Here is an 18,827-nt window from a genome sequence, read left to right on the forward strand (position 1 = left end):
AGCTGAGTTTTACCTGTGCATTACCCTTCGCGTGCCTCCATACGGCCGGGGCTGTGGCATGGTTGTTCTCAGGAGGGGAGTATCCCCAGCTTGCGAAGGACCCGTCAGCACGATCGAGCCCTGCCTCGATCCGGGTCATCGGCAGACACAGTGGTCACACGAGACATCATCACTGGTTCTGTGGGAGAGACCTCCGGAGCCCACCCATGGACTACCGGAGGTAGTTGCTCACATGAATGTCTCGTCCACAGTCTGGATCGTCACCATCGTGGTGATCCTGGGACTCTTCGTCTTCGACTTCTTCGCTCACGTGAAGACCCCCCACGAGCCGACCTTCAAGGAATCGGCGACGTGGTCCGTCGTCTACATCACGATCGCCATCATCTTCGGCGGAATCGTGTTCTGGCAGTACGGCGCGACCTACGGCGGTGAGTACTTCGCCGGGTACGTCACCGAGAAGGCGCTCAGCGTCGACAACCTGTTCGTCTTCCTCATCATCATGACGACGTTCGCCGTACCGCGTCAGTACCAGCAGAAGGTGCTGCTCATCGGCATCGTGATGGCGCTCGTGATGCGCGGTGGCTTCATCGCCCTCGGTGCCGCGGCCATCAACAACTTCAGCTGGGTCTTCTACCTCTTCGGTGCGTTCCTCATCTACACGGCCTACAAGCTCATCAAGGAGGCCGGGGAAGAGGAGGAGAACGAGGTCCAGCAGGACACCAAGATCATGAAGTTCGCCAAGAAGATCCTCCCCACCACGGACGAGTACCACGGTGATCGTCTGACGGTGAAGATCGACGGCAAGCGCGTGGTCACCCCGATGCTGCTGGCCCTGGTCGTCATCGGTTTCACCGACATCCTGTTCGCATTGGACTCGATCCCGGCGATCTACGGTCTCACCACCGAGCCGTACATCGTCTTCACGGCCAACGCGTTCGCCCTCATGGGTCTGCGCCAGTTGTACTTCCTGATCGGCGGACTGCTCGATCGCCTGGTCTACCTGTCCTACGGCCTGTCCCTGGTACTGGCGTTCATCGGCGTCAAGCTCGTCCTCCACGCGCTCCACGAGAACGAGCTCGGCTTCATCAACGGCGGCGAGAACCTGTCGGTCCCCGAGATCAGCACCGGAGTGTCGCTCAGTGTCATCATGGGCATCCTGATCGTCACCACCGTGGCCAGCCTGCTCAAGACCCGCGGCGACGCGAAGCCCGCGGTGAAGGACGGCGAGACCGGAAGCCCGGTCCTCGGCGACGACACCACGGCCGCCTCGACCGGTACCACGTCGACCGGCGTCACGGACACCGAGCGCGACTCGCGCTGATCCGTCCCGCACGAGAACAGCCCGGCACCGAGAGGTGCCGGGCTGTTCGTGTGTCCGGCGGGTGCCGGAGGGCGGGTCACTCCGCGAGGACGCCCATCACCGGCTTCCACTCCTGGATCGCCACGGCGTCGACGAGCTTCTCCACCGCGAACGGGTCCTCGGCGAACAGCGTGCCCACCTGGTCCGCACTCTCACCCTTGACGATGATGGTGGCGCCGCTGTCGTCCGCGTACGGCCCCGCCACCACCACGATGTCGCGAGCGAGGAGATCCCGCAGCCAGTCGCGGTGCTCGGCGCGGACGCGGTCGCGTCCCTCGGCGGTGGCCGACGAGTACGTGTAGTTGACGAGGAAATGGGCCATCGATGTTCTCCTGCGGTGTGAGCGGGTGGTGGGTGATCTAGAGCGTGAGCAGCATGCGGGTGTTGCCGAGAGTGTTGGGCTTGACGTAGCTGAGATCGAGGAACTCGGCGACACCGGTGTCGTACGAGCGACACATCTCCGCGTAGACCTCGGCGGTGACCGGGGTCCCGTCGATCTCGGAGAACCCGTGGCGGGCGAAGAACGGCACCTCGAAGGTGAGCACGAAGATGCGGGAGAGCTGCAGTTCGCGGGCGACGTCGATCAACCGGGACACGATGAGGTGGCCCACGCCGTGACCCTTGACCGACGGATCGACGGCGACCGTGCGGATCTCGCCGAGATCCGCCCACAGCACGTGCAGCGCACCGCAGCCGGCGACGACACCGTCGACCTCGGCGACCCAGAACTCCTGGACCGCCTCGTAGAGGGTCACGAGATTCTTCTCGAGCAGGATCCGGCCCGCGTAGATGTCGATGAGTCGCTTGATCTCCGGGATGTCGGAGGTGCGGGCACGGCGCAGGCGCACGCGCTCGGTGGTGGACCCGGACGCGGTCCGGACGTCTGCGCGATCCTGCGCCGCCCGGGAGTCCGTCTCCGGATCGAGGTCGGAAGTCATGGGGTGAACAGTAGTCATCGGGCGTACCGATATTGTGACCGTGTGTCCCGCGCCGGTAACTCACGTCACGTCCCGAGAGCGGGCTCGGCGACGTGAGCGCTCAGTACGACGTCGGTCGTGGCCCCGGTGACGCGTCCGCGCCGACGCCCGACGCCGTCGTCGGCTCGGGCCCGCTCACTCCGGCTCCACTGCTCAACATCGCCAACGTCCTGACCGTCCTGCGGATCGCGCTGGTCCCGGTGTTCCTGTGGGCTCTGTTCGCGGACGGTGGCCAGGAGACCGGGTGGCGGCTCGCGGCCTTCGGGATCTTCGTCGTCGCGGCGATCACCGATCGCATCGACGGCCAACTGGCGCGCAAGCACGGGCTCGTGACGGAGTTCGGCAAGATGGCAGACCCCATCGCCGACAAGGCGCTGATCGGGGCGGCCCTGGTCGGACTGTCCATGCTGGGGGACCTGCCCTGGTGGATCACCCTCGTCATCGGTGCCCGCGAGATCTCCATAACGCTCCTGCGGTTCGCGGTCCTGCGGCACGGTGTCATCCCCGCGGGACGCGGCGGCAAGCTCAAGACCCTCGTCCAGAGCGTGGCCATCGGGGTCTACGTTCTGCCGCTTCCCGACGCTGTGATCCCGGCAGCGATGGTGCTGATGATCGTGGCCGTGGCGCTGACCGTGATCACGGGACTCGACTACGTGGTGCAGGCAGTGCGGCCGCGGGTCCGGACACCACACGACGGGCGATGAGCCGTCCGGTGCTCCGCCGCGTGCGGATCGCGAGCGGGGGTTAGGGTTCTCTCACCCGTTCCGACGGGTGTCCACACGCGTCGCGGGAACCGATCGGACCGTTCCGGCGTTGTAGGTGGACGAGGGTCGAGCGACGGTGCACCGACAGGCGTTCCCGCGGTCGACCACGACGTACTTTGAACACGATGAAGGAGGGGCCACATGGCGCTGCTCTTGCGTGAGGCATTGGGCGACAGTCTTCGCCGCACACGGGTCGCTCAGAGCCGCACTTTGCGCGAGGTCTCCAACACGGCGCGCGTCAGCCTCGGGTATCTCTCGGAGGTCGAGCGTGGCCGCAAGGAGGCGTCGAGCGAACTGCTCAACGCCATCTGCGATGCCCTCGACGTCCCACTGTCGGACGTTCTGTTCGACGTGAGCGAATCGCTCACGGACACGATGGCGAGTGCGGCGGCGTCGACGGGTGTTCCCGCCGAGCGCGGTGCGGCCCACATCTCGGACGAGACGCGCGTGGTCATCCCGGCCCCGACCGCGCGAGCACTCGCCGCTGCCTGATCTTCGCGTCCCGTTTCCGACCATTCGTGGTTCGACATGGGATCATGGCGGGTACCGATCACAGACAGACCGCGTGTCCCGGACACGCGCAGCATCACCGGCGGTGACGGTCGCCAGCCGGGTCGCGTACGCGGCGGATCACATGGAGGCAGGAAGAACCGATGGCCAATCCTTTCGTCAAGGGCTGGAAGTATCTGATGGCTCTGTTCAACTCCAAGATCGACGAGAAGGCGGATCCGCAGGTCCAGATCCAGCAGGCCATCGAGGACGCCCAGCGTCAGCACCAGGCGCTCTCGCAGCAGGCCGCGTCGGTCATCGGTAATCAGCGCCAGCTCGAGATGAAGCTCAGCCGCCAGCTCGACGAGGTGGAGAAGCTGAACGCCAATGCGCGCCAGGCCGTCACCCTCGCCGACCAGGCCAATGCGGCTGCCGACGTCGAGAAGGCCACCCAGTACACCAATGCCGCCGAGGCGTTCGCGGCCCAGCTGGTCACCGCCGAGCAGAGCGTCGAGGACCTCAAGGTTCTGCACGACCAGGCGCTCCAGGCCGCCACCCAGGCCAAGAAGGCCGTCGAGCAGAACGCCATGACGCTGCAGGCCAAGGTCGCCGAGCGCACCAAGCTGCTCAGCCAGCTCGAGCAGGCCAAGATGCAGGAGCGCGTCAGCGAGTCGCTCCGCTCGATGGACACCACGCTGTCCGCACCGGGCAACACGCCCAGCCTCGACGCCGTCCGGGACAAGATCGAGCGCCGCTACGCCAACGCGCTCGGCTCCGCCGAGCTCGCTCAGAACTCCGTGCAGGGCCGCATGATGGAGGTGCAGCAGGCGAGCGTCCAGATGGCCGGACACAGCCGCCTCGAGCAGATCCGTGCCTCCATGGCGGGCGACTCGCTCACCGCCGGCCCCTCCGCGGACGGCGTGTCCACGCAGAAGAACCTGTCGTCCCCGCAGGCGACCCCCGAGCCTCCTCAGGCCAACTGATCCGCCTGCACGAGACCCTCACGGAGCGTTGATGTCCGGACACGGCGACCCGCACCGACGGCAGATGTGGCACGAGCGGCCCGCTGCTCCGGCCGAAGTGGGGCGCGCGGCCGACCTGGTGCGCGCCCGGGCTCGTGGCGTCGTGGACGTCACGCGGCCGTTCCTCGACGCCGCCAAGTCGTGGAACGACCCGCGGAAGAAGGCCGAACGGCGGATCCGTCGGACTCGCCGGCGGGCCACGCTCTTCGGTGCGGCGTCCGGGTCGATGGGCGTCGCCACCGTCACGGTGGCGGCCACGTCCGCACCCGACTGGATCGTCGTCGGGGGATCAGGCACCACGGTGTTGTTCGCGGTGCCCGCCGTGGCCGCGGCGGCGGCCTACCGACGGCTGCGGGCCCAGCCACTGCCGGCAGCAACGCCGGTCCGCCGTGCTCTGCCTCCGGTGGGCTCCGCCGCTCGCGAGCCCATCGAACGTCTCGCGGCCGCCGAACGCAGTCTGCACGAGCTGACGGGCATCCTCGCTCGATCCGGGGCGGTCGCCGCGGACGACGTGCACGACACGACCCGGATCGCCGCGGCCGCGTCGGCAGCCCTGACCGAGGTCGCGCACGACATCGTCGCGATGGAGAGAGCAGCGCTGGGAAGTCCCGCTGCAGCGGTCCATCTGTCCGGGTCCATCGGGTCCACCGCGGCCCGGTTGGCGGACGGTGTGCACCAGTTCGACGGGCTCGTCGCCGCGGCTGCGTTGCTCACCGCGCCGGGCTCCTCCGGTTCGCTCACCGCACTCGACGCGCGACGGGACGCCCTCCAGTTCGCGTCCGATCGCCTCGAGGGTTGGGCATTCGGCCTCGAGCACCTGCAGAAGCCCTGACCTCGGCGACGGTCTCACCCCGACCGCGACCCTGAGATCGACATACCGTCCTCGGGGTCGACCCCGATCTTCACCCTGAACTCCGGGACGATTCGGTGTTGTGCCAGTTCGGTTCTGGCAGTGTCGAACTCGTCGACGGATCGCCGGTGAACTCCACCGCGGCCGGCGACGAGAGTCCCCGACGAGAAGGAGTTCGACATGTTCTGGAAGATTCTCGGTGCGATCGTTCTGGTGTGGATCGGCATCGTCGTTCTCGGCGCCCTGCTGAAGGCGCTGTTCCCCCTGGTGGCGCTGGCCGTGGTGGGAACCGGTCTCTACTTCCTCTTCCGCGCGATGAGCGGCGATCGCGACTCGGCGAAGTCACCCTTCTGACGTCCCCGGTGCCGCGCTGACCTAGGCTTCGCCCATGCTCGTCGCGGTGGTCGCCGGCCCCGATGCGGGGCACGCCTTCCCTGCCATCGCGCTCGCGAAGGCGCTGACGGCCGCAGGAGAGACGGCCGTGGTCTACACCGGCGATCGGTGGCTCGACGCCGCGCGAGCGGACGGGGTGGACACTCGCCTGCTGCCGGGACTGGAACCGCGACCCGAGGACGACGACGCGGACGCCGGCCGCAGAATCCACGAGCGAGCGGCCCACATGTCCTCGATGCTGCTGCCGGTGCTCTCCGAGGCGGCTCCCGATCTGGTGGTCTCGGACATTCTCACGGCCGGCGGCGGTCTCGCCGCCGAGCGGCTGGGAGTTCCCTGGGTGGAACTGTCTCCGCACCCGCTCTACCGGCCCTCCGTGTCGTTGCCCCCGATCGGGAGTGGTCTCGCACCGGGCACGGGACTGCGAGGTCGGTTGCGGGACACCGTGATGCGAGCTCTGACGGACCGGTCCGTCCGAGCGGGGCTGGCGCAGCGCGCTCGGGCGCGCGAGGGCGTCGGTCTGCCCGCGTCGGACCCCGGCCCCGCGCGGCGCCTCGTCGCGACCATCCCCGCGCTCGAGGTGCCGCGGTCGGACTGGCCGGCCGAGGCGCGGGTCGTCGGTCCGTTGTTGTGGGAGCCGACGACCGCTCTCCTCGACCCGCCGCCGGGGACCGAACCGCTGATCCTGCTGGCACCGTCGACGGCCGCGACCGGCGCCGTGTCCATGGTCGAGGCCACTGTCGAGGCGGCGGCGGCCTCACGTGCGCGCGGCCGGAGTCGTCGACTGGTGATCACCACGGTGGACGACGTTCCGGCCGGTCTACCGTCCTGGGCGGTGGGCGGACTGGGGCGCCAGGACGCGCTGCTGCCGCTGGCGTCGGTCGTGGTGTGCGGCGGCGGCCACGGGATGTTGGCGAAGTCGCTGTCCGTCGGCGTCCCGGTGGTCGTGATCCCCGGCGGGGGAGATCAGTGGGAACTGGCCAACCGCGCGGCCCGGCAGGGAAGCGCCACGATCGTGCGTCCGGTGTCCGCCGACGCCGTGGCGGAGGCGATCGACCGGGTGCTGAGCGACTCGACGTACGCCGCCGCGGCAGGTCGCGCCGCGGCGACCGCCGCCGCGGTCGAGGATCCCGTCGCGGTGTGCCGCAGCGTGATCGTCGACTCCCGCCCGCGCTGAGGGGGAGCGCGGACGTCCCGGGTTACGGTGACATGGTGCGCCTGACCGACTTCCACGACCGTGTCGCCGAACAGTTCGGAACCGTGACCGGGGACTCGATGCTGGTCGACCACCTGCTGCTGAGCCTCGGGAACCGCACCGCCGCGCAGGCCATCGAGGACGGCGAGGATCCGAAGGACGTGTGGCGTGCACTGTGCGTCGAGTTCGACGTTCCCCGATCGCGGTGGTGAACCTCCGGCGTGTCGCTGGGTATCGAACACCTGTTCGCTTATAGTCGTGTGCAGAGTCGACGGGAATCGCACGGCAGCGGTTCTTGTCGGTACCCCCCTCTACCTTGGCGACAGATCGACGGGGTACAGACGCTTCGGGGACAAGAACTTCGAGAAGGAGACCATGATGGCTGCAGCTGCATACGATCGGGACAAGGCGCTCGATCTCGCGCTCGCGCAGATCGACAAGAACTTCGGCAAGGGGTCGGTCATGCGTCTCGGCGACGAGGCCCGTGTGCCCATCGCCGTCATCCCCACGGGTTCGATCGCGTTGGACGTCGCGCTCGGCATCGGCGGACTCCCGCGCGGCCGCATCGTCGAGGTCTACGGCCCGGAGTCCTCGGGTAAGACGACGGTCGCGCTCCACGCGGTCGCCAACGCACAGGCCGCCGGCGGCATCGCCGCGTTCATCGACGCGGAGCACGCCCTCGATCCGGACTACGCCGCCAAGCTCGGTGTCGACACCGACGCGCTGCTGGTCTCCCAGCCGGACACCGGTGAGCAGGCGCTCGAGATCGCGGACATGTTGATCCGGTCCGGTGCCATCGACATCCTGGTCGTGGATTCCGTGGCAGCCCTGGTTCCCCGTGCCGAGATCGAGGGCGAGATGGGTGACAGTCACGTCGGTCTGCAGGCCCGCCTGATGAGCCAGGCCCTGCGCAAGATCACCGGCGCCATCAGTTCGTCCGGCACCACGGTCATCTTCATCAACCAGCTGCGCGAGAAGATCGGCGTCATGTTCGGCTCGCCCGAGACCACGACGGGCGGTAAGGCGCTGAAGTTCTACGCATCGGTGCGCCTGGACATCCGTCGTATCGAGACGCTCAAGGACGGAACCGACGCAGTCGGTAACCGCACCCGCGTCAAGGTGGTCAAGAACAAGGTGTCGCCGCCGTTCAAGCAGGCCGAGTTCGACATCCTGTACGGCAAGGGCATCAGCAAGGAAGGCTCGCTCATCGACATGGGTGTCGAGCACGGCTTCGTGCGCAAGTCCGGCTCCTGGTTCACCTACGAGGGTGATCAGCTGGGCCAGGGCAAGGAGAACGCACGCAAGTTCCTGCTCGAGAACACCGACATCCGTGACGAGATCGAGAAGAAGATCAAGGAGAAGCTCGGCATCGGTGCAGACGTGCGTACGCCCGACGAGGCCGTCGCTGCTCCGGTCGACTTCTGACAGCAGGTCTCTCGACTGTGAACGACGACGAGTTTCCGGACTCGCGTGCACCGGGCGCCCGACGTACGTCGGGCGCCCGGTCCCGTTCCGGCCGCCGATCGGGCGAGACGCCGCCCCCGGGCGGGGGCACGGCGGTGCAGGCCAAGGATGCCGCGTTGCGGTTGCTCACCGATCGCGCCCGGAGCCGCGCCGAGCTCGAACAGCGGTTGGCCGCCAAAGGATTCACGGACGAGATCATCACGTCCGTGCTCGACAGGCTGACCGAGATCAAGCTGGTCGACGATCGCGACTTCGCCCATCAGTGGGTCCGCTCGCGACACACGTACTCGGGCCGAGGCAAGCAGGCGCTGCGCACAGAACTACGCACCAAGGGCATCGATCCGGTGCTGGCCACCGAGGCACTCGACATGATCGAGCCCGAGGACGAGCGGGAGCGTGCGCGCGAACTGGTCGTCAAGAAGCTCCGAGCCCCGGCTCTGCTGTCCGCTCTGAACGAGGAGATCGAGGATCCACGGGAGCGGCGTGCGCAACGCGACAAGGTGGTGCGCAAGCTCGTGTCGATGCTCGCGCGTCGCGGGTTCGCCCAGGGCATGGCCTTCGACGTGGTTCGGACAGAACTCGAGGCCCTCGGAAACGATTCCGAAGGCCTCGAGTACTAGAACGTCAGACTGTCGCGCCACCCATGGCGGCACCCTGATCGACAGGAACCGGACTCTTCTTCGCTCGTCGCAGTCGCTTCTCCACCTTCGTGGCGAGGTACGTCAGCAGCGAGTTCAGGATGATCATGATGATGGCCACGATGATCAGCGCCGGCAGGAAGTTGCCGTAGAAGGCACCGACCTGCTGGCCCGACCGGACCACCTCGACATAGCCGATGATGTAGCCCAACGCGGAGTCCTTCAGCGCCACCACCATCTGCGAGATGATGGCCGGCAACATCGCGGTCACGGCCTGGGGAAGCAGGATCATGCGCATGATCTGGCCCTTGCGCAGGCCGATGGCCATGGCCGCCTCGGTCTGACCCTTCGGCAGGGACTGGATGCCCGACCGCACGATCTCGGCGATGACCGAGCCGTTGTAGAGCGTCAGGCCCGTCACCACCGCGGCCAGGGCCAGGTAGCGGGACTTGAACACCTGGTACTCGGCGAAGAACTGGTACAGGAAGATCATCAGGATCAGCACCGGGATGGCGCGGAACAGTTCGACGAAGAATCCGGCGACCAGCCGCACCGGGCGGTGGTCCGACAGGCGCGCGATGCCCAGGACCGCGCCCAGGATCAGCGCCAGCACGATCGACAGTCCCGCGGCGACCAGGGTGCCCTGGATGCCGGGAACCAGGTACGTCGTCCAGGTCGACGACTCGACGAACGGGCTCCACTTCTCCGATGTCAACTGGCCCTTCTCGTCCAGCTTCGCGTAGATCACGTACGCCGCCAGCAGTACCAGGACGAGCACGACGGCCGAGATGATGTGATTGCGCACCTTGGCGCGGGGCCCCGGAGCGTCGTAGAGAACGGTGGCGCGTTCGGCGGAGGCGACCTTCTTGGGCGGTGCCTCGGTGCTCAGAGGTGCGTTCGCTGTGGTCATCGGGCAACCGCCAATCGCTTGCCGAGGTAGCCGAAGAAGAGGCCGGTGGGGAAGGTCAGGATGACGAAGCCGAGCGCGAAGATACCGCCGACGACGAAGATCGCCGCCTCGTTCTCGATCATCTCCTTCATCAGAATGGCCGCTTCGAGGACGCCGATCGCCGCGGCGACGGTCGTGTTCTTCGTCAGGGCAATGAGCACGCTGCCCAGCGGGCCGATGACCGCACGGAACGCCTGGGGGAGCACGATGAAGCGCAGGTTCTGCGAGAACGTCAGACCGAGCGAACGCCCGGCCTCCGCCTGCCCGACGTTCACCGTGTTGATTCCGGACCGCAGCGACTCGCACACGAACGAGGCCGTGTAGATGCTCAGACCGAGAACGGCGAGCCGGAAGTTGTTGTCCGCCTGGCCGGTCGGGGACGCCTGATCGGCGAGCGTGACGCCCAGGGTCTGGTAGAGGCCGAAGGCGCAGAACAGCAGGATCAGCGTGAGCGGGGTGTTGCGGAAGATGGTGACGTAGGTGGCACCGATCCACCGCGCGACGGGAACGGGGGAGACCCGCATCGCCGCGAGCAGGGTGCCGAGGACGAGAGCGCCGATGGCGGAGAGCACCGTCAGCTTGATCGTCATCCAGAACGCGTCGAGGAGTTCGGGCGCGTAGTCACTCAGTATGTCCACCGGCGACTCCTTCCGAGAGCGGTGACGAGTCGAACGGGCGGTTCACCGGTGTGAACCGCCCGTTCGGGTCTCGCGAAGAGTGGTGATCAGTAGCGATCGACGGTCGGCTGTGCGGGCAGCGGGTACCCGGACGGTCCGACGGTGTCCTCGAATGCCTTCTGCCACGACCCGTCCTCGATCATGGCGTCGATCGCGTCGTTGATCTTGGTGCGGGTCTCGTCGTCGCCCTTGGCCAGGCCGATGCCGTAGCGCTCCTCGGTGAACGGCTCGCCGACCACCTTGAGCTCACCCGGGTACTGAGCCGCGTAGCCGGCCAGGATGATGTCGTCGGTCGTGACCGCGTCGACGGCGCCGTTGCGCAGTGCCTCGACACAGGCGGAGTAGGTGTCGAACTCCTGCAGCTGCACGTCCTGCGCGTACTGGTCCTTGACCTTCTGCGCGGGGGTGGAGCCGGAGACGGAGCAGAGGCGCTTGCCACCGCTGAGCGACTCGGGGCCCGTGATGTCGGTGTTGCCGTCGGCAACGAGGAGCGACTGTCCGGCGACGAAGTACGGTCCGGCGAAGTCGACCTTCTCCTTGCGGGCGTCGGTGATCGAGTAGGTGGCGACGATGTAGTCGACCTCACCGTTCTCGATCAGCGTCTCGCGCTGCGCCGACGGCGACTCTTTGAACGTGATGTTCTCCGGCGTGACACCGAGCTTGCCGGCGACGTACTTCGCGACCTCGACGTCGAAGCCGCTGAACGAGCCGTCGGGGGTGCGCAGGCCCAGGCCCGGCTGGTCGAACTTGATGCCGACGGTCAGCTTGCCGCTCTCGGCGCTGGACGACGCGCTGGTGGCCTCGTCGCCACCACACGCGGTGGCGGCGAAGGCGAGCGCGAGTGCGGCGACGCCGACACGGGCGGTACGGGTGATTCTCATCGAGATCCTCCAGAAGTTGGGACGAGCGGGTGGGAGATCAGTGACTCAGGATCTTGCCGAGGAAGTCCTTGGCGCGATCGGACTTCGGTGTGGTGAAGAAGGTCTCGGGATCGGTGTCCTCGACGATCTGGCCGTCGGCCATGAAGATGACACGGTCGCCGGCGCGTCGGGCGAAGCCCATCTCGTGGGTCACGACCACCATGGTCATGCCCTCCTTGGCCAGCGACGTCATGACGTCGAGCACCTCGTTGACCATCTCGGGATCGAGCGCCGAGGTCGGCTCGTCGAAGAGCATCACCTTGGGGTTCATGGCGAGTGCACGCGCGATGGCGACACGTTGCTGCTGGCCGCCGGAGAGCTGCGCCGGGTACTTGTCGGCCTGGTTGGCGATGCCGACGCGTTCGAGCAGACGCTGCGCGGTCTTCTCGGCCTCGTCCTTCTTCAACTTGCGGACCTTCGTCGGCCCGAGCATGACGTTCTCACGAATCGTCTTGTGCGCGAAGAGATTGAAGGACTGGAAGACCATGCCGACGTCCGCGCGGAGCGCGGCGAGCGACTTGCCTTCGGAGGGAAGTGCCTTGCCGTCGACCTCGATGGTGCCCTCGTCGACGGGCTCGAGCCGGTTGATGGTGCGGCACAACGTCGATTTACCCGACCCGGAGGGGCCGAGGACGATGACGACCTGGCCGCTGGGAACGTCGAGTTCGATGTCCTTGAGGACGTGCAGATCACCGAAGTGCTTCTGCACGCCGTGCATCGCGATCATGGGGGCAGACGATGCTGTGGACGAGCGATGTTCGCGCTCGCCGTCAGGGTGGGTCATGGCGATGACCCTAGAGGTAGTTTCCTCCGCCACTGCTCGTTTTGGTGCGGGGACCGCGGATATGTAATGGAAACTTTACTCGGACCGCTCGGTGGGTCGGGTTCGAGCGCCGCCGTACCCTGGAGGGGTGGACACGATCGACACCCAGACCCTGCCTGCGCGGTCCGGGACTGCGCGCACCTACGAGGTGCGCACGTACGGCTGCCAGATGAACGTGCACGATTCCGAACGACTGTCCGGCCTTCTCGAGGAGGCTGGTTACGAGAAGGCCGACTCCGGGTCGTCCCCCGATCTCGTCGTCTTCAACACGTGTGCGGTACGGGAGAACGCCGACAACAAGTTGTACGGCAACCTCGGCCAACTCCGGCCGGCCAAGGACGAGAACCCCGACATGCAGATCGCCGTCGGTGGGTGCCTCGCACAGAAGGACCGCGACGTCGTGGTCACGAAGGCGCCGTGGGTGGACGTCGTGTTCGGCACCCACAACATCGGATCCCTGCCGGCGCTGCTCGATCGGGCGCGCCACAACCAGCGCGCCGAGGTCGAGATTCTCGAGTCGTTGGACGCGTTCCCCTCGACTCTCCCGGCCAAGCGCGACTCCGCCTACTCCGGGTGGGTGTCCATCTCGGTGGGGTGCAACAACACCTGCACCTTCTGCATCGTGCCCGCACTGCGCGGCAAGGAGGTCGACCGCAGGCCGGGCGACATCCTCGCCGAGGTGCAGGCCCTCGTCGACGAGGGCGTGCTCGAGGTGACGCTGCTCGGACAGAACGTCAACGCGTACGGCGCCTCGTTCGCGGATCCCGAGCAGCCGCGTGACCGGGGTGCGTTCGCATCGCTCCTGCGCGCGTGCGGGGAGATCGACGGTCTCGAGCGCGTCCGGTTCACCTCGCCGCATCCCGCCGAGTTCACCGACGACGTCATCGAGGCGATGGCGTCGACGCCCAACGTGTGCCCGACGCTGCACATGCCTCTGCAGTCCGGATCGGACCGCGTGCTGCGTGCCATGCGCCGCTCGTACCGCAAGGAGAAGTTCCTCGGCATCATCGACCGGGTGCGCGAAGCCATCCCGCACGCGTCACTGACGACGGACATCATCGTGGGCTTCCCCGGGGAGACCGAGGAGGACTTCCAGGAGACCCTCGACGTCGTCCGTCGCGCTCGCTTCAGCAGCGCCTACACGTTCCAGTACTCCAAGCGACCGGGAACGCCGGCCGCCGACATGCCGGATCAGGTGCCGAAGGCCGTCGTGCAGGAACGCTACGAACGGCTCGCCGCTCTGCAGGAGGAGATCTCCCACGAGGAGAACCGTCGCGTCGTCGGAACCGAGGTGGAGTTGCTCGTCGCCGACGGGGCCGGACGCAAGAACGCCGTCACCGAGCGGATGAGTGGACGCACCCGCGACGGGCGACTCGTGCACTTCACCCCGACGGGCGCCATCGACCGCGCCGTCCGGCCCGGCGACGTCGTCGTCACCACGGTGACCGACGCGAAGCCTTATCACCTGGTCGCCGACGTCCCGGTGCGCTCGCACCGGCGCACCACGGCCGGCGACCGACACGAGCGGGGCACGATGCCCCGGACCGCACCGGTCGGTGTCGGGTTGGGGTTGCCGTCCGTCGGCGCCCCGGCGCCCGAGCCGGTCACGACGATGGGATGTTCACTGTGAGTACCGAGCCGACGACCGGGTCCGATCCGGCGGCCGCCGAGAAGCGGATTTCGGGGCGTATCGACCCGGGGGTCCGCGCCGTCGTCGTGGCAGTGGTGGTGTTGTTGCTGCTACTGAGCTTCGCACTGCCGCACACAGGTTCGGCCAACGCGTGGGACGTGCTGGTGCACGACGAGGACGCCGTGGCGGAGTCGGTGGCACTGCCGTCACGCATCTTCGTGTGGCTGACCCTGGTGTTCGCGGTCGGCTTCTCGGCCCTCGCCCTGGTCACTCAACGCTGGGCGCTGGCCTGGGTCGCGCTCTACGGGTCCGGGGTGGCGACGGTGCTGGGCATCCTGGCCATCTGGTCGCGTCAGACCGTTCCCGTCGGCCTCACCGGGGCCGGCCCCGGGCTGGGCCTCGTCCTCGGCTGGTTGCTCGTGGTCGTGCTGGCGTTCCACTGGTTCAAGGTGGTGTGGAACCGCTCCAACGCTCAGTGGGCGGCTGCCGCCGCCCGGCGCGACGCGGCCGTGATGGACGAGGCGCGGCGCGAGAACGTGCTGGACACGTCCCGGCGCCGCGACAACTGATCCTCCGGAGTCACAGACCGCCGAGGGCGCTGTCGGCGGCGTCGGCCCACTCGCGCCACTGCTGTGCCTGCGCACGGGCCTTCTCGGCGTCCTTGGCCTTGCCCGCGGCCTCGGCCTTCTGGGCCTGCTCCTCGAACTGCGCGACCCGCTCGCGGAACTGAGCCGCGCGCGCCATCGCCTCGGGGTCGGTGCGTCGCCACTCGGAGTCGGCGGCGTCGCGGACGCGCTTCTCGATCGCGCGGAGCTTGCCCTCGAGATCGTGCATCTTCTCCCGCGGGACCTTGCCGATGGCGTCCCACTTGTCCTGCAATGTCCGCAGTGCTGCGCGGGCCGCCTCGATGTCCTTGGACGGGTCGATGTGACCGGACTCGGCCAGCAGCCGTTCCTTCGCCTCGGCGTTCTGCTCGAACTCCGCGTTCTGCTCGGACTGAGCCGCGTTGCGTGCCTCGAAGAACACGTCCTGGGCGCCCTTGAACTTCTGCCACAGCGAGTCGTCGGCGTCGCGGGGAGCCCGGCCGGCGGCCTTCCACTCGGTCAGGAGATCGCGGAACACCTGCGCGGTGCCCACCCAGTCGGTGGACGACGACAGTTCCTCGGCCTTGGCGACCAGTTCTTCCTTGCGCACCTTGGCGGCACCGCGTTCGCGGTCGAGATCGGCGAAGTGCGCGCCGCGGCGGCGGTTGAACGCCTCCCGTGCCTTGGAGTAGCGCTTCCACAGGGCGTCGTCGACCTTGCGGTCGACGCCGCGGATGGTCTTCCACTCCTCGAGGATCACGCGAAGACGGTCACCCGCGGCCTTCCACTGCGTGGATTCGCTGCCGATGGTCTCGGCCTCGACGGCCAGCGCCTCCTTGCGTGCCGTCGATTCGGTCCGCTCGGAATCCTTGCGCTTGCGATGCTCGGCGGCGACCTCGTCGGAGTGTTCGATCACGGCCTGCAGGCGGGTCGCCAGCGCGTCGATGTCGCCGATCACAGCAGCGGTGGGCAGGGTCTCGGCGAGCGCGACGGCGGCGGTCTTCGTCTTCTTGGCGTCGCCGGCGCCGGAGGCGAGTCGCGCTTCGAGGAGTGCAACCTCCGTGGCGAGATCGTCGTAGCGGCGCCCGAAGTGTGCGAGGCCCTCGGCCGCGTCACCGGCCTGCCAGGAACCGACCTGCCGCTCTCCGTCGGTGGTACGTACCCACGCGGAACCGTCCTCGTCGACCCGGCCCCAGCGGGACGGATCGGTCACGACCGGGACGACAGCGGGCGTCGTCGGCACGTGGTGTGCAGCCGGATGCGGCGTCGGGTGCGACTCCCCGTCGCCTGTGGACGACGACGGTGCGGACGGATCGGCCGGGGCACTGGGCCGGGTGGGCGCCGGGCGCGGTGCGCCGCCGGGTCGAGGACCCGGTCGGGGCCCGGGCCGGGGAGGTGTGGGGCTCGCCTGCGCCTCGCCGGGGGCGTTCTCGGTCGTCTCGTGCTCGGTCATGGTTCTCTCCGTCTCTGCCGCGCGTCACGGCTGCCTGGCGCTACGTGGTTCTCTGCTCGGTCGTTCTCGGCCCATTCAACCCCCTCCGCGCGTCGGCGACCATGCAAACCCCGAGGGACGCGCGGAAAAGGGACGCCCTCGGACGGTCGACTACCGTGGCGTCCGTGCTGTCCGCCCTCGCCTTCGTCCCGTCGCCTCCGTTGCTGCTCGCGGAGCTCGCCGGTTCCGCCACAGGCGAACTGGACGATCTGCGTGCAGCCGTGCGCGAGGTGTGCGACGACCTGGGGCAGTCCTGTCACGGCTGGATCGGGGTCGGGGTCGGTGCGACCACGACCTGGATCGACGGCGATGCCGCGGGTACGTACGCCGGTTTCGGGGCCGATGTCGTGGTCGGTCTCGCCCCGGATCGCGGGCCTGTCGATCGCGCGATGGCGTTGGCCGCGCTGACCGTCGGGCTGCTTCGCGAGCAGGCTGTTCCGCAGTGGTCGGTCCCCGTACAGCTCGTCGCTCGGAACGCGAGTGTCCAGGACGTGGCGGCAGTGGCGCTCGACCTGCGCGGCCGCGTCGACGCCGCGCCCGGCCCGGTGGGGCTGCTCGTCGTCGGTGACGGGGCGACGACCCTGACCGACAAGGCGCCCGGCGCGTTCGACGACCGGGCCGAGGCGGTGCAGCACGCGATCGACGATGCGCTCGGCAGAGCCGACGTCGATGCGCTGGCGTCCCTGGACCCTGCTCTGTGTGATGCCCTCGGCGTGGACGGGCGGGTGGCATGGCAGGTGGCGGCCACGCTGGTCGGACCTGCACGAGTGGTGCCGCACAGTCTCTTTCGCGGTGCCCCCTACGGAGTCGGGTATCACGTCGCCTCGTGGTCGCTGTGACGCGACCGACACCGGTCGCGGTGATCGGACCCACGGCCACGGGCAAGTCGGCCCTCGCGCTCGATCTCGCCGAGCGCCTCGGCGGGCACATCGTGAACATCGACGCGATGCAGCAGTACCGAGGCATGGACATCGGTACCGCGAAGACGCCGGTGGCGGAGCGTCGCGGCATCCCGCACCACCGACTCGACGTCCTGGACGTCACGGAGACGGCAACGGTGGCGGCGTACCAGGACGCCGCGGTGCGGGAGATCGAGGAGCTGCTCGAGCAGTCCGTCGTGCCCGTCGTCGTCGGCGGATCGATGATGTACGTCCAGGCTCTGCTGGACCGATGGCAGTTCCCGGCCACGGATGCCGCGGTGCGTGCCGAACTCGAGGCCAGGCTCGCCGCCGAGGGGGTCGCGGCGCTGCATCGCGCACTCGCCGAGTCCGATCCGGCGGCCGCGGCATCGATCCTGCCGACCGACGGCCGACGCATCGTCCGCGCGCTCGAGGTGGGACGCCTCACCGGGAAGCCGTTCGCCGCGTCGGCGCCCACCATCGGCGAGCCGCGCTGGGACACCGTCGTCCTCGGCATCGACCGTGACACCGACGAGCTGGACGCGCGCATCGCGGCACGCACCGACGCGATGTTCGCCGAGGGGCTCGTCGCCGAGGTCGAGACCCTCGTGGGTCGAGGACTGCGCGAGGGAGTCACCGCCCCGAGAGCGATCGGCTACGCGCAGGTGCTGCAGCTGCTGGACGGCGAGATCGACGAGGCGGCCGCGCGCGAGGCGACCTTCGTCGGTACCCGTCGCTATGTTCGCCGCCAACGGTCCTGGTTCGGCCGCGATCCCCGCGTGCACTGGCTGCGCGGGGGCGCATCGGACCTGCTGGACGCCGCACTGCGCACGAGGGGAGAACACCGATGAGCGATGCGCTCGTCCTGTCGAGGAACGCGCGGTTCCAGCAGTGGCAGTCCTACCTCGTCACCCGCGGCAAGCGCACCAAGGCGGGAGTCTTCCTCGTGCAGGGAGTGCGGCCGGTCACACTGGCCGTCCAGCACGAGTGGCCTCTCGAGTCCGTGCTCTATCGAACCGGCGACTCCCTGTCGTCCTGGGCCACGTCGACCGTGGACCGCTGCCGGGCCGCAGGCGTGCCCGCGGTGGGTGTCGCGCCGGAGTTGATGGCGGAGCTCGGCGAACGCGTCGATCAACCACCGGAGATCCTTCTCCTCGCACGGTCCCGGCTCCTCGATCCCGGCCACTGGACTCCGACGGGCGACGCGCCGGTGGTGGTCGCGTTCGATCGGCCGACGTCGCCGGGCAATCTCGGCACCCTGATCCGGTCCTCGGACGCCTTCGGAGCGTCCGGGCTGCTGGTCAGCGGGCATGCCGCGGACCCGTTCGATCCCGCGTGCGTCCGCGCGACCACCGGCTCCCTGTTCGCACTCCCAGTGGGGCAGGTCGGAGGTCCGGAGCAGGTTCGCGCGATGGTGGACAGGCTGCGGCAGCAGGGCACCGACATGACGATCGTGGGCACCGACGAGACCGGCACGGTGGCAGCGCACGAGCACGACTTCACAGGAGGAACGGTGCTGGTGGTGGGCAACGAGACCCGCGGCATGAGTGCCGCGTGGCGGGATGCCTGCGACGTCGTCGTGTCCATCCCGATAGGCGGCGCGGCGAGCTCCCTCGGAGCACCGTCCGCCGGCGCCGTCGGGCTGTACGAGATCACCCGCCAACGGCTGATCGCGCGGACGTCCGCGCCGGTGGGAGACTGATC

At 68.3% G+C, this 18,827-nt stretch carries 22 protein-coding genes; 15 read left to right on the forward strand and 7 right to left on the reverse strand.

All coding sequences use genetic code 11. The features are described from left to right. The first annotated feature begins 232 nt into the window (after window positions 1-232). Window positions 233-1,321 (forward strand): TerC family protein, encoded by a 1,089-nt coding sequence (locus HQ306_RS09965; RefSeq protein WP_081821174.1) that lies wholly within the window; start codon window positions 233-235, stop codon window positions 1,319-1,321. A 76-nt stretch (window positions 1,322-1,397) separates the two neighbouring features. Here the strand turns inward: HQ306_RS09965 and HQ306_RS09970 are convergent, their stop codons facing one another. Then, window positions 1,398-1,682, reverse strand: coding sequence for a YciI family protein (locus HQ306_RS09970; RefSeq protein ID WP_027505116.1), 285 nt, complete (start codon window positions 1,680-1,682; stop codon window positions 1,398-1,400). Between the two features lie 37 nt (window positions 1,683-1,719). Next, window positions 1,720-2,202 (reverse strand): amino-acid N-acetyltransferase, encoded by a 483-nt coding sequence (locus tag HQ306_RS09975; protein ID WP_027505117.1) that lies wholly within the window; start codon window positions 2,200-2,202, stop codon window positions 1,720-1,722. Window positions 2,203-2,486: 284 nt separating this feature from the next. Between HQ306_RS09975 and pgsA the strand changes: the two genes are divergently transcribed. The 9 genes from pgsA to HQ306_RS10020 all read left to right on the forward strand — a co-directional run bounded on the left by pgsA (window position 2,487) and on the right by HQ306_RS10020 (window position 9,131). Then, on the forward strand, window positions 2,487-3,041 hold the full coding sequence (gene pgsA / locus HQ306_RS09980) for a CDP-diacylglycerol--glycerol-3-phosphate 3-phosphatidyltransferase (protein ID WP_261769547.1): 555 nt from the start codon (window positions 2,487-2,489) through the stop codon (window positions 3,039-3,041). A 201-nt stretch (window positions 3,042-3,242) separates the two neighbouring features. After that, window positions 3,243-3,593 carry a helix-turn-helix domain-containing protein gene (locus tag HQ306_RS09985; protein ID WP_027505119.1) on the forward strand — a complete coding sequence of 117 codons (351 nt, stop codon included), beginning with the start codon at window positions 3,243-3,245 and terminating at the stop codon, window positions 3,591-3,593. 161 nt (window positions 3,594-3,754) lie between these two features. Then, on the forward strand, window positions 3,755-4,573 hold the full coding sequence (pspA, locus tag HQ306_RS09990; protein ID WP_222630886.1) for a PspA/IM30 family protein: 819 nt from the start codon (window positions 3,755-3,757) through the stop codon (window positions 4,571-4,573). Between the two features lie 31 nt (window positions 4,574-4,604). Continuing rightward, on the forward strand, window positions 4,605-5,444 hold the full coding sequence (locus HQ306_RS09995; protein WP_261769370.1) for a hypothetical protein: 840 nt from the start codon (window positions 4,605-4,607) through the stop codon (window positions 5,442-5,444). 198 nt (window positions 5,445-5,642) lie between these two features. Next, on the forward strand, window positions 5,643-5,816 hold the full coding sequence (locus tag HQ306_RS10000; RefSeq protein WP_027505123.1) for a hypothetical protein: 174 nt from the start codon (window positions 5,643-5,645) through the stop codon (window positions 5,814-5,816). 34 nt (window positions 5,817-5,850) lie between these two features. After that, on the forward strand, window positions 5,851-7,029 hold the full coding sequence (locus tag HQ306_RS10005; protein ID WP_222630888.1) for a glycosyltransferase: 1,179 nt from the start codon (window positions 5,851-5,853) through the stop codon (window positions 7,027-7,029). A 35-nt stretch (window positions 7,030-7,064) separates the two neighbouring features. After that, on the forward strand, window positions 7,065-7,259 hold the full coding sequence (locus HQ306_RS10010) for a DUF3046 domain-containing protein (RefSeq protein ID WP_027505125.1): 195 nt from the start codon (window positions 7,065-7,067) through the stop codon (window positions 7,257-7,259). 166 nt (window positions 7,260-7,425) lie between these two features. Continuing rightward, window positions 7,426-8,472, forward strand: a complete 1,047-nt coding sequence (recA, locus tag HQ306_RS10015) for a recombinase RecA (RefSeq protein WP_027505126.1) — start codon at window positions 7,426-7,428, stop codon at window positions 8,470-8,472. A 17-nt stretch (window positions 8,473-8,489) separates the two neighbouring features. Further along, window positions 8,490-9,131, forward strand: a complete 642-nt coding sequence (locus HQ306_RS10020; protein WP_082544488.1) for a regulatory protein RecX — start codon at window positions 8,490-8,492, stop codon at window positions 9,129-9,131. Between the two features lie 4 nt (window positions 9,132-9,135). On the opposite strand, the gene HQ306_RS10025 is transcribed toward HQ306_RS10020, so the two are convergent. The 4 genes from HQ306_RS10025 to gluA form a co-directional block, all read right to left on the reverse strand. Then, window positions 9,136-10,059 carry an amino acid ABC transporter permease gene (locus HQ306_RS10025; RefSeq protein ID WP_082544487.1) on the reverse strand — a complete coding sequence of 308 codons (924 nt, stop codon included), beginning with the start codon at window positions 10,057-10,059 and terminating at the stop codon, window positions 9,136-9,138. After that, window positions 10,056-10,736, reverse strand: a complete 681-nt coding sequence (locus HQ306_RS10030) for an amino acid ABC transporter permease (protein ID WP_027505128.1) — start codon at window positions 10,734-10,736, stop codon at window positions 10,056-10,058. The genes HQ306_RS10025 and HQ306_RS10030 overlap by 4 nt, the downstream gene beginning before the upstream one ends. A gap of 86 nt (window positions 10,737-10,822) precedes the next feature. Beyond that, window positions 10,823-11,656, reverse strand: coding sequence for a glutamate ABC transporter substrate-binding protein (locus HQ306_RS10035; RefSeq protein WP_027505129.1), 834 nt, complete (start codon window positions 11,654-11,656; stop codon window positions 10,823-10,825). Between the two features lie 37 nt (window positions 11,657-11,693). Beyond that, complete coding sequence (gene gluA, locus HQ306_RS10040) at window positions 11,694-12,422, reverse strand: amino acid ABC transporter ATP-binding protein (protein ID WP_222631503.1); 729 nt, start codon at window positions 12,420-12,422, stop codon at window positions 11,694-11,696. A gap of 184 nt (window positions 12,423-12,606) precedes the next feature. On the opposite strand from gluA, the gene miaB reads away from it, so the two are divergent. Both miaB and HQ306_RS10050 read left to right on the forward strand, forming a co-directional pair. After that, window positions 12,607-14,148, forward strand: coding sequence for a tRNA (N6-isopentenyl adenosine(37)-C2)-methylthiotransferase MiaB (gene miaB, locus HQ306_RS10045; protein ID WP_027505131.1), 1,542 nt, complete (start codon window positions 12,607-12,609; stop codon window positions 14,146-14,148). Beyond that, on the forward strand, window positions 14,136-14,717 hold the full coding sequence (locus HQ306_RS10050) for a hypothetical protein (protein WP_037185326.1): 582 nt from the start codon (window positions 14,136-14,138) through the stop codon (window positions 14,715-14,717). Before miaB ends, HQ306_RS10050 begins: the two co-directional genes overlap by 13 nt. Window positions 14,718-14,727: 10 nt before the next feature. Here the strand turns inward: HQ306_RS10050 and HQ306_RS10055 are convergent, their stop codons facing one another. Next, window positions 14,728-16,185: a DUF349 domain-containing protein gene (locus HQ306_RS10055; protein ID WP_051613197.1), complete on the reverse strand. Its 1,458-nt coding sequence runs from the start codon at window positions 16,183-16,185 to the stop codon at window positions 14,728-14,730. A gap of 155 nt (window positions 16,186-16,340) precedes the next feature. On the opposite strand from HQ306_RS10055, the gene HQ306_RS10060 reads away from it, so the two are divergent. The 3 genes from HQ306_RS10060 to HQ306_RS10070 are packed head-to-tail and all read left to right on the forward strand — an operon-like array spanning window position 16,341 to window position 18,825. Next, window positions 16,341-17,063, forward strand: coding sequence for a hypothetical protein (locus HQ306_RS10060; protein ID WP_222630890.1), 723 nt, complete (start codon window positions 16,341-16,343; stop codon window positions 17,061-17,063). Further along, window positions 17,060-17,974 (forward strand): tRNA (adenosine(37)-N6)-dimethylallyltransferase MiaA, encoded by a 915-nt coding sequence (gene miaA, locus HQ306_RS10065; protein ID WP_197027758.1) that lies wholly within the window; start codon window positions 17,060-17,062, stop codon window positions 17,972-17,974. Before HQ306_RS10060 ends, miaA begins: the two co-directional genes overlap by 4 nt. Next, window positions 17,971-18,825 (forward strand): RNA methyltransferase, encoded by an 855-nt coding sequence (locus tag HQ306_RS10070; RefSeq protein WP_056444906.1) that lies wholly within the window; start codon window positions 17,971-17,973, stop codon window positions 18,823-18,825. Before miaA ends, HQ306_RS10070 begins: the two co-directional genes overlap by 4 nt. Window positions 18,826-18,827 lie beyond the last annotated feature (2 nt).

It is taken from the genome of Rhodococcus sp. BP-160 (assembly GCF_019836205.1).
GTDB lineage: Bacteria > Actinomycetota > Actinomycetes > Mycobacteriales > Mycobacteriaceae > Rhodococcoides.

What these genes read in the sequence shown, in the direction of transcription:
- HQ306_RS09965 (WP_081821174.1), top strand. Translation starts at nt 233, where the DNA reads ATGAATGTCTCGTCCACAGTCTGGATCGTCACCATCGTGGTGATCCTG.
- HQ306_RS09970 (WP_027505116.1), bottom strand. Translation starts at nt 1,682, where the DNA reads ATGGCCCATTTCCTCGTCAACTACACGTACTCGTCGGCCACCGCCGAG.
- HQ306_RS09985 (WP_027505119.1), top strand. Translation starts at nt 3,243, where the DNA reads ATGGCGCTGCTCTTGCGTGAGGCATTGGGCGACAGTCTTCGCCGCACA.
- pspA (WP_222630886.1), top strand. Translation starts at nt 3,755, where the DNA reads ATGGCCAATCCTTTCGTCAAGGGCTGGAAGTATCTGATGGCTCTGTTC.
- HQ306_RS09995 (WP_261769370.1), top strand. Translation starts at nt 4,605, where the DNA reads ATGTCCGGACACGGCGACCCGCACCGACGGCAGATGTGGCACGAGCGG.
- HQ306_RS10000 (WP_027505123.1), top strand. Translation starts at nt 5,643, where the DNA reads ATGTTCTGGAAGATTCTCGGTGCGATCGTTCTGGTGTGGATCGGCATC.
- HQ306_RS10005 (WP_222630888.1), top strand. Translation starts at nt 5,851, where the DNA reads ATGCTCGTCGCGGTGGTCGCCGGCCCCGATGCGGGGCACGCCTTCCCT.
- recA (WP_027505126.1), top strand. Translation starts at nt 7,426, where the DNA reads ATGGCTGCAGCTGCATACGATCGGGACAAGGCGCTCGATCTCGCGCTC.
- HQ306_RS10025 (WP_082544487.1), bottom strand. Translation starts at nt 10,059, where the DNA reads ATGACCACAGCGAACGCACCTCTGAGCACCGAGGCACCGCCCAAGAAG.
- HQ306_RS10035 (WP_027505129.1), bottom strand. Translation starts at nt 11,656, where the DNA reads ATGAGAATCACCCGTACCGCCCGTGTCGGCGTCGCCGCACTCGCGCTC.
- gluA (WP_222631503.1), bottom strand. Translation starts at nt 12,422, where the DNA reads ATGATCGCGATGCACGGCGTGCAGAAGCACTTCGGTGATCTGCACGTC.
- HQ306_RS10050 (WP_037185326.1), top strand. Translation starts at nt 14,136, where the DNA reads ATGTTCACTGTGAGTACCGAGCCGACGACCGGGTCCGATCCGGCGGCC.
- HQ306_RS10055 (WP_051613197.1), bottom strand. Translation starts at nt 16,185, where the DNA reads ATGACCGAGCACGAGACGACCGAGAACGCCCCCGGCGAGGCGCAGGCG.
- HQ306_RS10070 (WP_056444906.1), top strand. Translation starts at nt 17,971, where the DNA reads ATGAGCGATGCGCTCGTCCTGTCGAGGAACGCGCGGTTCCAGCAGTGG.